Origin of the sequence: Streptomyces megasporus, assembly GCF_000718985.1 — a bacterium.
Lineage (GTDB): Bacteria > Actinomycetota > Actinomycetes > Streptomycetales > Streptomycetaceae > Streptomyces > Streptomyces megasporus.
Map to the genome: position 1 here is coordinate 15,270 of NZ_JODL01000013.1, position 13,197 is coordinate 28,466.

Consider the following 13,197-nt stretch of genomic DNA (forward strand, 5'->3'; position numbering starts at 1 on the left):
GTCACCGGCCGCTCACCGAACCGGACTCCGGGCCACGGACACCGACGGACACCGCCGCGCGCGCCGCGATGCGACTGCTGGAACGGCCGTCCAGGTACGGCAGCAGCACCGCCTGCCCGCCCCAGCTCTCCACCAGCGCCGCCTCGGGCAGGTCGGCGAGCGCGTAGTCGCCGCCCTTGACCCACACGTCCGGCCGGAGCCGTTTGAGCAGCTCCTCGGGGGTGTCCTCGTCGAACACCGCCACCGCGTCCACGCACTCCAGCGCACGCAGCACCCGGACGCGGTCGGCCAGCGGGTTGATGGGACGGCCCGGACCCTTGCGGCGGCGCACGGAGGCGTCGGAGTTGAGGCAGACCACCAGACAGTCGCCGGTGCGCCGGGCCTCCTGGAGCAACCCCACGTGTCCGGCGTGCAGCAGGTCGAAACACCCGCCGGTGGCCACCACGGTGCCGCCGGCCGCCCGCACCCGGGCCACCAGCCGCTCGGCGTCCTCCCCCGAGGGGGGCGGGGGCGTGGCCCGGTCGGGGAAGGCCAGCGCCCCCGCGCCCCCGGCCGCGACGTAGCCGGTGGCGGCGGCCACCGCGCCCCGCACGGCCGTCTCCGGCAGCGCCCCGTCGGCGAGCAGCCCGGCGGCGCTGGCCGCGAACTGGTCGCCCGCGCCGCACGAGTCGCCGCTGTGCCGGGCGGGCGTGGGCACCAGCAGCGGATGGTCTCCGTAGGACAGCAGGGCGCCCCGCTCGCCGAGGGTGATCACCACCGAGCCGACGCCCCAGGCGTCGGCCAGCGCCTGCGCGTGCCGGGCGGCGGTGTGGAGGCTCTCCGGGGCGTCCGAGCCGCCCGTGGCGTCCGGCCGGTCCCCGCCGTCCAGACGGGCGGCGAACAGCCGGGCCTCCTTCGCCGTCGGGGTCACCAACCGGGTGCCGGGCACCGGTTCCCGGCCGCGCGGGTGCGGGTCCCACACCAGCGGCACCCGGGCGGCCCGCTCGGCCAGCAGCTCGCGCACCACGTCCGCGGTGCCCCGGCCGTAGTCGGAGACCAGCAGGGCCGGGGCCGAGACGATCGCCTCGCGGGCCTCCTCGGGCACGGCCCCCGAGGGGATCGGCGCGGCCCGACCGTCGCCCCGGTCCATCCGGACCACCGGGCGTCCCCCGGCCAGCACGCGGGTCTTCTCCGACAGGGAGCCGTCCAGCGGCAGCGCGGCCACGGTGACCCAGGGGGCCAGCATCTCGCAGAGCCGGGCACTGGCCGGGTCCTCGCCCAGCGCGGTCACCAGCGTGACCTCGCGCCCGCCGAGCGCCGCCACGTAGGCGGCCAGAGCGGCGCCGCCCGGCCGCAGCAACTCCTCGCAGTCGTCCAGCACCGGCACCGGGGCGTCCGGCGCCAGACGCTCGGCGCGGCCGACCAGGTCGCGGTCGAGCAGGGCGTCGCCGACCACGACGAGCGGTGTGGCGACGGCCGGGGACGAGGGCCCCTCAGACATCGGCCGGGCCGGTGGCGTCGGCGGTGGTGTCGGCGGTGTCGGTGGCGTCGGTGTCATCGTCCGTCCTCCCCTCGTCGTCCTCCGTCGCGCGCCGCGGCGAGACGTCCAGCGCGGCGTCGAACGCGGCGCACAGCATGTGCACCGTCACCAGATGGAGTTCCTGCACCGTCGCCGTGGTGTCCGCGCGGACGCACAGCGACTCGTCGCCGGCCGCGGCCAGCGGGTTGGGCGCGGGCCCGGTCAGCGCCCACACCGACATCCCCGCCTCGCGGCCGGCCTCGGCGGCCGACAGCAGGTTGGCGCTGGCGCCGCTGGTCGACAGCAGCATCAGCACGTCGCCCTCGCGGCCGTGGGCCCGCACCTGACGGGCGAACACCTCGTCCACGCCGTAGTCGTTGGCGATGGCGGTGGTGGAGGAGGTGTCGGCGTGCAGGGCGATGGCGGAGAACGGCGGCCGGTCGTCGCGGTAACGCCCCACCAACTCGGCGGTCAGGTGCTGGGCCTGGGCGGCGCTGCCGCCGTTCCCGGCCGCCAGCAGCCGTCCGCCGCCGGACAGCACCTTCGCCAGCCGCTCGCCCCAGCGCCGGGCGGTGTCGGCCTGGGCGCGGAAGGGGACGAGCGCCCGCAGCAGCGCGTCGCAGTGGGCGGTCACCGCCCCGTCGGCCGCCGGGGCGGCCCGGTGGCCGTTCCCCGACGCCGGGGACGCGGGGTCGTGGGTCGTCTCGGTCCTGGGTGTCGTCGTCATTGGATCGCCCCCGTGGGAACGCGGTGGCTCGCGACCACCTGGGCGTACACCTGCTCGGCGCCGTCGGCCACCCGCTCCCACGAGAAGCGGGCCAGGGCGCGTTTCCGACCGGCCTCGCCGTAGCGCCGCAGCACCTCCGGCGAGCCGACCAGCTCGTTGACGGCGCGGGCCAGCGCGCCGGGGTCCCCCGGGGGCACCAGCCGCCCGGTCACCTTGTCGGCGACCGAGTCCAGATGGCCCCCCACACCGGTGGCGACGATCGGCACCCCGCAGGCCATGGCCTCCAGCGGGACGATGCCGAACGGTTCGTAGCGCGGCGTGGACAGCACCAGGTCGGCGCCGCGGATCAGGCCCGGCATCCGCTCGTGCGGCACGGCGCCCAGCAGCCGCACCCGGTCCGCCACGCCCAGCTCCCCGGCCAGCCGCCGCAGCCGCTCGGCCTCGGGATCGGACGCCAGCCGCGCGGGCTCGGGGCCGCCGGCGATCAGCAGTTCGGCGTCGGGGATCTCGGCCAGCGCCGTGATCGCCTGGTCGAAGCCCTTCCGGGGCACCAGACGGCCGATCGCCAGCAGCCGCCGGCCGAAGCGCCGCCCGCCGGCCCCGGCCGGGACCTCGGCGGGGACGTCGGGACCGAACTCGTCGGTGTCCACACCGCACGGCACCACCGAGGTGCGCTCCGGCGGCACGCCCAGGGCGGTCAGCTCGAACACCTCGTCCGTGCAGGTCGCCATGACACGGCCGCACTCGCGCCCGATCCGCCGCTCCACCTCGATCCGCTCGGGCGGGCTGGTGTCGTCCGCGCCCTGGTGGCGCCGCTTGACGCTGCCCAGGGCGTGGAAGGTCTGCACGACGGGGACGCCCAGCCCGCGCGAACCGGCCAGCGCGGCCAGGCCCGACATCCAGAAGTGCGCGTGCACCACGTGCGGGCGCTGTTCGGCCCAGCGGCGGGCCAGGTGGGCGCCGAAGTCCGGCATGTACTCCAGCAGGTCGTCCTTGGGCACCGGCCGCGCCGGCCCCGCGGGCACGTGCTCGACGACGACGCCGGGCCCGAACGGCACCCGGTCGGGCGGCTCGGGGGCGTCCCGGCGGGTGTGGACGGTGACGAGGTGCCCCCGCCGGGCGAGCGCCTTCGACAGTTGGGCGACGTACACGTTCTGGCCACCGGCGTCGGGGCCGCCGAGCGCCGCGAGGGGACTCGCGTGCTCGGACACCATGGCGATCCTCATCGGGTCACTTCCTTCGTCAGCCGTTCCCAGTCGTCCAGGAAGCGGGACAGCCCGTAGCGGGCCAGCGCCGCGGAGCGGGCTCTCTCGCCGGTCTCCCGCGCGAGGACGGGATCGGCGACGAACGCGCGCACGGCGTCGGCCAGCACGTCCGGCCGGTTGGAGAGCACCCCGGCCCCCTCGGGCACGGCCTCGGACGCCTCGGTGGTGTCGAGGGCGACCACGGGCATGCCCAGGTGCATGGCCTCCAGCAGGGACAGCCCGAGCGACGTCCAGCGGATCGGGTGCACGTACACCCGGCGCCTGGCCATGGCCCGGTGCAGCTCGCGCTGGGGGAGGTCCTGGGCACGGCAGCGGTCCTCGGGCAGACCGAGCCGGTCGGCCACCCCGTGGGTGCGCATGCCGAAGACGTCCAGCGGCGCGGCCCGCGCGAAGTGCGGCAGCAGGTCGGTGCCGGTGGTGCGACCGCGGCGCAGCGGCTCGTTGACCACCACGGCCGCCCGCGCCAGCTCGCCCGTCCACAGCGGCCCGGGATCGACGATCCCGTGCTCGATCACGGTGGTGGGCGTGGTCCCGCAGTCCCAGAACAGCCGGTTGAAGTGGGTGACGTGGACGATCGTCAACTCCGGCCGGTCGGCCATCGGATGACGGGTGTCGGGCACGTTCCCGTCCGGCGCGTTGTGCTCCAGGTAGACGGCGGGCACGTCACGGCCCGGCCGCCGGCCCAGCCATCGTTCGGCCAGGCCGAGCTCGTGCGGGCGCTGGAGCACCACCAGGTCGACGTCCGTCTCCCGCAGCCGTTCCGGCGGCAGCTCCACGACGCTGTCGGGCCAGTCGAAGGTGACGGCGCGGCCGAGCCCGTCGGGTCCCCGGTCGGGGGTGACGGGTACCAGGTAGGTGTGCGGTCCCTGGACGAACGCGGTGGTCCAGGAGCCGTGCACGTGCCACAGCAGGATCCTCATGCGGCTCCTTCCCGGCCGCCCTCGGCGGCTGTTCCTCGTCGATCGCCTCCGGCGTCGGCGTCCTGCCGGCCGCTCTCGGCCACGACTTTCTCCACGGCGACCTTCTCCACGGCGGCGACCACGTCCTGGGGGGTCACACGGTCCAGGCAGGGATGCCCGGGGACCGGGCAGATTCGGGCCCGGGTCCGCGCGCACGGCGCCCGCTGGTCGCCCAGCAGCACCAGCGGCACGCGGAAGGGCGCCCAGCGCTCGGCCGGGACGACGGGGGAGAAGAGCGAGACCACCGGCGCCCCCACGGCGGCGGCCAGATGGGCCGGCCCGGTGTTCCCGGTGACCACGGCCTCCGCTCCCGCCAACACCCCGGCCAGCTCCTCCGGGGAGGTGCGTCCGCCCAGGTCGAGCCCGTCCGATCCCGCGACGTACGCGGTCAGTTCGCGCTCCTCGGGCACGCCGGTGACCACCACCCGGTGTCCGGCCTCGGCCAGGGCGGCCACGGCCTCGGCCGACAGCCGCGGGCTCCAGCGGCGGGCGGGCACGCTCGCCCCCGGGTGCAGGACGACGTAGCCGGGCGGACCGGTCAGCGCCCGCGTCTCGGGCGGCGGCAGCACCCGCAGCCGCCCGTCGTCGCCGGCGGGCAGGGGGAAGCCCGCCGCCTCGGCCAGCGCCAGCGCGGCCTCGGCCTCGTGGGCGTGCTCGTCGCGCTTGTGGCGCACGTCCAGCAGCGAGCCGGGGTAGTGGACGCTGTCGGCGGCGATCCGCGGCACGCCCGCCATCCGCAGCACCAGCGCGGTCGGCAGGGGGCTCTGGTGGGCCGAGGCCAGGACCAGGGCGGTGTCACAGCGCCGGGCCGCGATCTCGTCGACGGCCTTCTCGATCCCGGCGCGGTCGGTGGGGGGCGGGTCGAACCCCACCCAGGGGGCGTCCCAGACCAGCACCTCGTCCACCCCGGGCAGCATCCGCCCGGCGGGGGCGCCGCGCGGCCCGCACAGCAGCGTCACCCGCTCGGCGCGCGCCGCGACGGCGCGCACCGCCGGGCCGGCCAGGAGCACGTCGCCGAAGCTGTCCAGGCGTGCGACCAGGGCTCTCATGACGGCCTCCGGACGGTGGGGCGGTCGGTGGGGCGGTCGGTCGGGCGGTCGGTCGGGCGGGTGGTCGGATGGGTGAGGACCCGCGCGGGCCGGCGGGCGCCCGCGCGACCGGCGGCCGGGACGGACACCGGCGCGGGCACGTCGGGCCCGCCGTCCAGCGCGACGCGCACGGCGGTGAGCAGGTCGGGGGCGACCACGGGCGCGGCCCGGACCTCCTCCGGCCGCGTGACGGGGGTGGGGACCAGGACACCGCGGGCGCCGGCGGCCCGCGCCGCCGCCATGTCGGAGCCGATGTCCCCGACGACCACGCACTCGGCGGGGGAGACCCCCAGCCGCCGGGCGACGTCCAGCACCAGGCCGGGGGCGGGCTTGCGGCACCCGCAGCCGTCGTCGGGGCCGTGCGGGCAGACGGCCCAGGCGTGGAAGGGGCCGAGGAGTTCGTCGATCCGGGCGTGCACCCGGCCCATGTCGTCCCAGCCGAACCGGCCGCGGGCGATGCCGGACTGGTTGGTGACCACCGCGGTCGGCACCCCGAGGGAGCGCAGCAGCGCCAGCGCCTCGGCGGCGCCCGGCATCGGGCGCACCAGCGCCGGGTCGCCGTTGTAGGGGACGTCCTCCACCAGGGTGCCGTCCCGGTCGAAGAGCACCGCGCGCGCCGCCGTCATGCGTCACCGTCCCGGTCGCCTCCGCCGGTCCCGCCGGGAACGGCGGGGACGGCGGAGGCGCGCGACCCGTCCGCGTCCCAGGGGGAGGCGTGCCGGTGGCGCAGCGTCCCGACCAACCGGTGCCAGACCGCCAGGGGAGGTATGAGCGCGCTCGTCACCAGCATGGTCGTGACCTCCTCGCGGGTCCGGGGGCCCGGAGCGATCCGGGCCCGGGCGAACTCGGCCGTGCCCAGCAGCCAACCCGCCCCGGCCAGGGCGGCGGAGCGCCGCCGCCCGGCGGCGGCCAGGGCGATCGCCGCCGCCCCGGCGGCGGTGGTCAGGGCGTGGCGGCGGATGCGTCCCTTGGGAGCGGCGGCCCGCTGCCACCAGGTGGGGCCGTGCAGCCGCAGCATCAGCGCGTCGTCGGCGTTGCCGCGCTGCGCGCGCAGCGACACCCAACGGTCCGCCGGCCGCACCGGGTGCGTGGTCAGCCGGCTGCCGCGCCGAATGCGCCAGCCGTCGTCCAGGATCCGCAGCGCCAGGTCGGCGTCCTCGCGGAAGGCGCGGGGGAAGCGCTCGTCGAAACCGCCGACCGCCTTGAGTGCCTCGGCCCGGTAGGCCATGTCGGCCGTGGCCCACTGGGCGCGGACCAGCCCGGCGGTGCCGCGCTCCCAGTCGGTGGGCCGCCGCCCGATGGGCAGCGGCACGTCCAGGACGCCCTGCACCCCGGCGACGGTGGGGTCGGCCTCGGCCAGGTCCCGGACGAGGGACTCGCGCCAGCGGGCGCCGACCCGCACGTCGTCGTCGAGGAAGGCCACCCAGGGCGCGGTGACCAGCCGCCACCCGGCGTTGCGGGCGCCGGCCGGGCCCAGACCGCCGGTCTGCACCACGCCGGCGCGCTCGCGCAGCGGCCCCAGGGCGTCCAACGGCAGGTCCTCGCGGAGCGGCTCGGGCTGCGGACGGTCGTCCACGATCACGATCTCGCGCGGCTCGGGTCCGATCGACTCGGCGAGCGCCGCCAGACAGTCCGCCAGGCAGGGCCGCCCGACGGTGGGTATCACCACGGAGTAGTCGACGGCCGCCTGGTGGGGGGCGCTCATGCGAACGCCCTTCCGCGACGGACCGCGAACGGGCCGATCGCCAGCAGGTCCACGGGCGAGGAGCCGAAGCACTCCAGCGCGTCGCGCGGGGAGTCCACCATCGGGCGTCCGGCGGTGTTGAGGCTGGTGTTGACCACCACCGGCAGCCCGGTGCGGCGTTCGAAGGCGTCCAGCATCCGCGCCACCAGCGGCTCGCTCTCGGGGTTCACGGTCTGGATGCGGGCGGTGCCGTCGACGTGCACCACGGCCGGGATGCGGTCCCGCCACTCGCGTGCCACGTCGTGCACGAACAGCATGTACGGGCTGGGGATCGGCCCGTCGAAGATCTCCGCGGCGCGGTGCTCGGCGACCATGGGGGCCACCGGGCGGAACTCCTCGCGGCCCTTGACCCGGTTGAGCCGGTCCAGGTTCTCCGCCCGGCCCGGATGGGCGAGCAGCGAACGGTGCCCCAGCGCCCGCGGACCGTACTCGCTGCGGCCCTGGAACCAGGCGACGACACCGTCGGCGGCGAGGGTCTCGGCGACCGTCTCGGCGATGTCGGCGGGCCGCTCGTAGGGGACGGCGGCGTCCTTCAGGAAGCTCTCGATCTCCTCGTCCGACCAGCCGCGGCCCAGGTCGGCGCCGGGCATCGGCAGCGGCGACTCGTCGTGCGCGGCGGCCAGGTGGAGGGCGGCGCCCAGCGCGGTGCCCGCGTCACCGGCCGCCGGCTGCACCCACACCCGGCGGTAGGGGCCCTCGGCGGCGATCCGGGAGTTGGCCACGCAGTTGAGGGCGACGCCGCCGGCCATGGTCAACTCCTCGCCGCCGCTCTCCGCGTGCAGCCAGCTCACCAGGTCCAGCAGGGTCTCCTCCAGCACGGCCTGGGCGCTGGCGGCCAGGTCGGCGTGTTCCTGGGTCCACTCGGCGCCCGGCCGGCGGGCCGCGGCCAGCGCGCCCCACTCCACCCCGTGGGCCCGGAAGCCGCCCTTCCCGGTGGCGTGCACCCACTCCCTCAGCTCGGGCAGGAAGCGCGGCTTGCCGTAGGAGGCGAGCGCCATCACCTTGTACTCGTCGCTGGAACGCAGGAAGCCCAGGTGCTCGGTCAGCTCCTCGTAGACCAGCCCGAGGGAGTGGGGGAGCCGCTGGGCGGCCAGCACCTCCAGCCGGTCCCCGTGGTAGCGCCCGGACAGGTGGGAGGCGGACTCGCCGCGACCGTCGAGCACCAGCACGGCGGTGTCGCGGTGCGGCCCGGCGATCCCGGCGGAGGCGGCGTGCGCCATGTGGTGGGGGACGAAGCGGACGATGGACGGGTCCAGGCCCGGCAGCGCCTCGGCGAGGAAGGAGGGGGCACGCCGCGCGTACTCCTGGCGCAGGTGGTCCCAGGGGTCGTTCAGCCCCAGGGAGTCGGCCGGGGCGGCCAGGTCGGGGTCGAAGGAGTAGGCGACGGCGTCGAGGTCGGCGGGGGTGAGCCCGGCCTGCCTCAGACACCAGGCCGCGGACTGCTCGGGCATCTCCCACGCGGAGAAGGGCACCGGCCGCTTGCCGTGCTTGCGTCGGCTGAACCGCTCCTCCTCCGCCGCCGCGACCGTCCTGCCGTCGATCACGAGCGCCGCTGCCGGGTCGTGGAAGACGGCGTTGATGCCGAGGATGCGCATAGAGAGTGCCTCCGTCTTGTTCGTCCCGATGGCGCGGGATGCCGTGGCCTCCGTGGTTACCCTCGGCAGCCTCGTCAAACGTCCGAGATCGACTCTTTCGGGGGGAAGTGACTCCCCAGAGTGAGAAAGAGCGGGCGGGGGAAGCCGGCCGCGGAGCGGAGGGGCGGGGTCAGGCGGCGGCCCGGCGGGCGAACCAGTCGATGGTCCGCTCCAGCCCCTCCTGCCAGTCGACGCGCGGCTCCCAGCCCAGCTTCTCCCTGGCCAGCGTGGTGTCCGGGCGGCGTCGGGCGGGGTCGTCGCCGGGGCGTTCGACGAAGGTGATGGGGGACGTGGAGCCGGTCAGCTTGACGATCCGACGGGCGATGTCGAGGACCGTGGTCTCCTCCTCGCCGCCGATGTTGATCGGCCCCGGGTGATTACTCTCCGCGAGGGCCACGATGCCCGCCACGGTGTCGTCGACGTAGCACAGCGAGCGGGTCTGGCTGCCGTCCCCGGCCACCGTCAGCGGCTCGCCGGCCAGGGCCTGACGGATGAAGGTGGGCACCGCGCGGCCGTCCCCGGCCCGCATCCGCGGCCCGTAGGAGTTGAAGATCCGCACGATCGCGGTGTCCGTGCCGCGCGCCTGTCGGTGGGCGGTGACCAGCGCCTCGGCGTACCGCTTGGCCTCGTCGTAGACGCTGCGCGGCCCGACGGGGTTGACGTTCCCCCAGTAGTCCTCGCGCTGCGGGTGGACCTGGGGGTCGCCGTACACCTCGGAGGTGGAGGCCAGCACCATCCGGGCACCGTCGCGGGCGGCCAGCTCCAGGGCGTTGCGGGTGCCGCTGCTGCCGGTCTCCAGGGTCTCCAACGGCAGCCGCAGGTAGTCCGCCGGGGAGGCGGGACAGGCCAGGTGGAACACCAGGTCGAAGGGGCCGCCGGGCAGGCCCGTCAGGGCGCCGGGCGCGCACACGTCGCGCCGGAGGAAGGCGAAACCCGGCCGGCCGAGCAGGTGGGCGACGTTGCTCTCGGAGCCCGAGAGCAGGTTGTCCACGGCGAGCACCCGCCAGCCGTCGTCGAGCAGTCGTTCGCACAGGTGCGAACCCACGAACCCGGCGCCACCGGTCACCACGGCCCGCCGCCGGTCACGTTCACCCATCATCGAGCAACCTCATTCCCTCTGGCTGGTGTAAGGGGGCGGCCTCCTGCGCACTCGGAAGGCATGAACGACACGCACCCCGATCCGGACCCCGAACGCACGACCGGCCTCGAGAGCGGCGGCGGAGTGCCGCCCGGCGAGACGCCGCCGGGCGAGAGCAGCACGCCCGCGGGCGCCCCGGACCAGAACGCCAACACGCCGGCCGGTTGGGGGCCCGTCCCGCTGGTGGTGGTGCTCGTCCTGGCGGCCCTCATCGCCGCGTTCTTCCTCGCCTACGCAGTGGCGCTGTGACCCCGAGTCCCCGAATGGCCACACAGGAAACCCCGAAGGTACTGCTCACGGGTTGGTTCACCTTCCTGCACGGCGAGGTGACGGCCGGCGACGAGCTGGCCCTGCGCCGTGTCCAGGAGGTGCTCGACCGCTCCGGCATCCCCCACGAGACGGCCTGGAGCCCCGGCTTCCGGCCGGACGCCATGAGCCTGGAGGACGCGCGCCCAGAGCGCTACAGCCACCTGGTCTTCGTCTGCGGCCCCCTGCACGGGCCCCGGGTCGCCGAACTCCACGAGCGCTACGCCCACTGCGTGCGCGTGGCCGTGGGCGTGTCCGTCGTGGACCCCGACGATCCCGCCGTGCGCGGCTTCCACCACGTCCTGCCGCGTGACGCCCCCGGCGTCCGGACCAGCCCGGACCTGGCCGCCGCCGCGCCGCCGCTGTCCCCCACCCCCGTGGTCGGGGTGGTGCTCACCCACGGACAGGGCGAGTACGGGCGGCGCCGGCGCCACGACGAGGCGGCCGGACGGATCACCGACTGGCTCGCGGGCCTCGACTGCGCCCGGCTGGAGCTGGACACCCGCCTGGCCCGCGACGACTGGCGGCTGTGCCGCACCCCCGCCCAGCTCCAGTCGGTGTTCGCCCGGCTCGACGTGGTGGTCACCGACCGGCTGCACGGCCTGGTGCTCGCCCTGCGCGCCGGGGTGCCGGCCCTGGCCGTCGACCCGGTGGCGGGCGGCGCGAAGGTGACCGCCCAGGCGCGGGCGTACCGGTGGCCCGCCCTGATCCCGGTCGAGCGGCTCGGGGCCGGGGAGCTGAACCGGTGGTGGACGTGGTGCCTGGTCTCGGGCCGGGCGGCGGCGCGGCGGAGGCGGGACGCCTTTCGGGAGGTCCCCGGGGACGGCGACCTCGGCACCGCGCTGGTGGCGGCGCTGCGGGAGCGTCCCGCCGTCGCGCCGGGGTGAGCCCGCGCGGAACGCCGCGCGAAGCGTCGGAGGGCGTGTCGCCGACGCCTCGCGCGGCGGGCCTCGGGGACGACATGCCGACGTGTCGACGTGTCAGGGCCGTGCGCCCACCCCGGTGGCGATCTCGCGCAGCCGTCCGCCGTCCGCCACCGGGGCCAGCGGAGCCGTCGGCGCGCCCGCGACCTCGCGCATGCCGCGCAGCAGCTCCCGGAGCGCCTCCCGCGACGAGTACCGCGGAGTCCAGCCCAGCTCCCGCTCGGCCCGGCCGCGGTCCATCACCGGCAGCCGCAGGAACGCGTCGAGCAACTCCGGCGCGGCGGGCGTCAGCCGCAGCCGCCACGCGGCGGCCACCGCGGCCCGCACCGGCCCCACCGGCAGCCGTACGATCCGGGCGCCGAGCAGGTCGGCCAGCACGGAGGCGTCGACCACCGGGTCGGCGGCCAGGTTGAAGGCGCCGTGCACCGGCCGGACGATCGCGAGCCGGTACGCCTCGGCGGCGTCGTCGGTGTGCAGCGCCTGGAAGCGCAGCCCCGGCAGGTCCGGCACGACGGGCACCAGGGAGGACCGGACCAGCCGCTGGGGCAGGAACGGCCCGACGAACAGCCGCCGCTGCTCGCTCGCCGACTCCCGCTTGAAGAGGAAGCCGGGCCGCATCCGCACCACACGGACCTCGGGGTGCTCGCGCTCGAAGCCGTCCAGCAGCCGCTCCACGTACGCCTTCTCCCGGCAGTACGCGGCGTCCGGCCGACCGCCGTGGGTCGGCCAGGACTCGTCCACGGGCCGATCCTGGGGACCGGGGGAGTAGGCCCCGACCGAGGAGGCGTACACCAGCGCGGGGACCTCGGCCGCCGCCACCGCGCGCAACACCCGGGCGGTGCCCAGCACGTTGGTGCGCCAGGTGATCAGCGGGGCGTGCGTGGGCTGGATCAGCCAGGCCAGGTGGACCACGGCGTCGGCGCCCCGGAACAGGTCGGTCAGCCGTTCCTCGGTGGCCCGTCCCACCCGGTCCTCGTCGGAGCCGTCGCCGCCGGCCCCGATGTCCACGCTCGCCCACTCGGACTTCGGGGGCGTCCACAGCGGTGTGCGACGGGCGACGCCCAGCACCGAGGCGACGCGCGACTCCTTCCCCAGACACGCCAGCACCGAGGTGCCCACGTTGCCGGTGGCGCCCAGGACCACCACGCGCAGGCCCGCCTCGTCCCGTTCGCTCATCTCGCCATCTCCCCTCGCGGCCCCGTCGGGGTGTCTTCAGTGTTCTTCGACGTTCTTCGGTGCTTTTCGGTGTTTTTCGACGTCCGTCGACCGTTTCCGTCGTCTCGCCGCTCCCCACGTGCGGAGAGCGCTGCGCTGGGTACCCGTGTCTCCGACGGGGAAACGATTCGCCCGCGTCCGGGTGCTTCCGTCCCCCTGCGTCACCGGGCCACGCGAGGGGGCCCGGGATCCACACAGGACCGGTGTTTCCGCCACCGCGCGCGGGTGCCGCGCGAGACGCGGAAGGAGGGAAGGTGCGGCATGCTGGTCAGCCTCCTGGCGTTATTGGTCGGCTACCTGACGGCTGCTCTGGTGACGGCCCGGGTGGGATACGGCATCGAACGCGCCCGGATCATCGAACTCGAGCGTGACTGGCACGCCGACGAGGACCCGGTCGAACGCTTCCGGACCCAAGGGCAGTCGGTGGCCGCCTCGACGGCCTTCCTCTACGGGCTGGCCTGGCCGATCGTCGTGCCGGCCTACTTCTTCTACCGCTGCGCCGCCCTGGTGATCATGCGACGGCCCCCGGCCACCCCCTACGAGCGTGCCGCCCGCGCCGAGCGGCTCGACGCGCGCATCCGCGAACTGGAGGAGTCGCTCGGGCTGCGCGGACGCGCGCTGGACGAGAACGGACCGTTGTCCTGAACCGTCGCGACCGTCACCCCGGCGGCCGGTCCGGCGGCCGGGTCTTCGCCGTCGT

The 13,197-nt window shown here is 76.0% G+C and carries 13 protein-coding genes; 3 read left to right on the forward strand and 10 right to left on the reverse strand.

The window, feature by feature from the left end; translation table 11 throughout:
- Position 1: 1 nt before the first annotated feature.
- The 9 genes from rfaE2 to IF47_RS0113190 form a co-directional block, all read right to left on the reverse strand.
- Positions 2–1,480: a D-glycero-beta-D-manno-heptose 1-phosphate adenylyltransferase gene (gene rfaE2, locus IF47_RS0113150; RefSeq protein ID WP_051717574.1), complete on the reverse strand. Its 1,479-nt coding sequence runs from the start codon at positions 1,478–1,480 to the stop codon at positions 2–4.
- Complete coding sequence (locus IF47_RS0113155; RefSeq protein WP_078591794.1) at positions 1,473–2,225, reverse strand: D-sedoheptulose-7-phosphate isomerase; 753 nt, start codon at positions 2,223–2,225, stop codon at positions 1,473–1,475. Before IF47_RS0113155 ends, rfaE2 begins: the two co-directional genes overlap by 8 nt.
- A complete protein-coding gene (locus tag IF47_RS0113160) occupies positions 2,222–3,451 on the reverse strand; it encodes a glycosyltransferase (protein WP_031508916.1) in 1,230 nt (409 codons plus the stop codon). The genes IF47_RS0113155 and IF47_RS0113160 overlap by 4 nt, the downstream gene beginning before the upstream one ends.
- Positions 3,448–4,410: a glycosyltransferase gene (locus IF47_RS0113165; protein ID WP_031508917.1), complete on the reverse strand. Its 963-nt coding sequence runs from the start codon at positions 4,408–4,410 to the stop codon at positions 3,448–3,450. The genes IF47_RS0113160 and IF47_RS0113165 overlap by 4 nt, the downstream gene beginning before the upstream one ends.
- Positions 4,407–5,498, reverse strand: coding sequence for a glycosyltransferase family 9 protein (locus tag IF47_RS31210; RefSeq protein WP_051717575.1), 1,092 nt, complete (start codon positions 5,496–5,498; stop codon positions 4,407–4,409). The genes IF47_RS0113165 and IF47_RS31210 overlap by 4 nt, the downstream gene beginning before the upstream one ends.
- Positions 5,495–6,163 carry a D-glycero-alpha-D-manno-heptose-1,7-bisphosphate 7-phosphatase gene (locus IF47_RS29435; protein ID WP_211257205.1) on the reverse strand — a complete coding sequence of 223 codons (669 nt, stop codon included), beginning with the start codon at positions 6,161–6,163 and terminating at the stop codon, positions 5,495–5,497. The genes IF47_RS31210 and IF47_RS29435 overlap by 4 nt, the downstream gene beginning before the upstream one ends.
- The gene (locus IF47_RS0113180; protein ID WP_078591796.1) at positions 6,160–7,242 is read right to left on the reverse strand and encodes a glycosyltransferase family 2 protein; all 1,083 of its coding nucleotides are present in this window, start codon (positions 7,240–7,242) and stop codon (positions 6,160–6,162) included. Before IF47_RS0113180 ends, IF47_RS29435 begins: the two co-directional genes overlap by 4 nt.
- Entirely contained in the window at positions 7,239–8,876 is a 1,638-nt protein-coding gene (locus tag IF47_RS0113185) for a carbamoyltransferase family protein (protein WP_031508921.1), read from the reverse strand. Before IF47_RS0113185 ends, IF47_RS0113180 begins: the two co-directional genes overlap by 4 nt.
- Positions 8,877–9,045: 169 nt before the next feature.
- Positions 9,046–10,011: a UDP-glucuronic acid decarboxylase family protein gene (locus tag IF47_RS0113190; protein WP_031508922.1), complete on the reverse strand. Its 966-nt coding sequence runs from the start codon at positions 10,009–10,011 to the stop codon at positions 9,046–9,048.
- A gap of 63 nt (positions 10,012–10,074) precedes the next feature.
- Here IF47_RS0113190 and IF47_RS0113195 point away from each other — a divergent pair, with 63 nt between their 5' ends.
- On the forward strand, positions 10,075–10,302 hold the full coding sequence (locus IF47_RS0113195; RefSeq protein WP_031508923.1) for a DUF6480 family protein: 228 nt from the start codon (positions 10,075–10,077) through the stop codon (positions 10,300–10,302).
- A gap of 14 nt (positions 10,303–10,316) precedes the next feature.
- Positions 10,317–11,246: a polysaccharide pyruvyl transferase family protein gene (locus IF47_RS0113200; protein ID WP_031508924.1), complete on the forward strand. Its 930-nt coding sequence runs from the start codon at positions 10,317–10,319 to the stop codon at positions 11,244–11,246.
- Positions 11,247–11,339: 93 nt separating this feature from the next.
- On the opposite strand, the gene IF47_RS0113205 is transcribed toward IF47_RS0113200, so the two are convergent.
- Entirely contained in the window at positions 11,340–12,458 is a 1,119-nt protein-coding gene (locus IF47_RS0113205; protein ID WP_031508925.1) for an NAD-dependent epimerase/dehydratase family protein, read from the reverse strand.
- A gap of 300 nt (positions 12,459–12,758) precedes the next feature.
- Here IF47_RS0113205 and IF47_RS0113210 point away from each other — a divergent pair, with 300 nt between their 5' ends.
- Positions 12,759–13,142, forward strand: a complete 384-nt coding sequence (locus tag IF47_RS0113210; RefSeq protein ID WP_031508926.1) for a hypothetical protein — start codon at positions 12,759–12,761, stop codon at positions 13,140–13,142.
- Positions 13,143–13,197 lie beyond the last annotated feature (55 nt).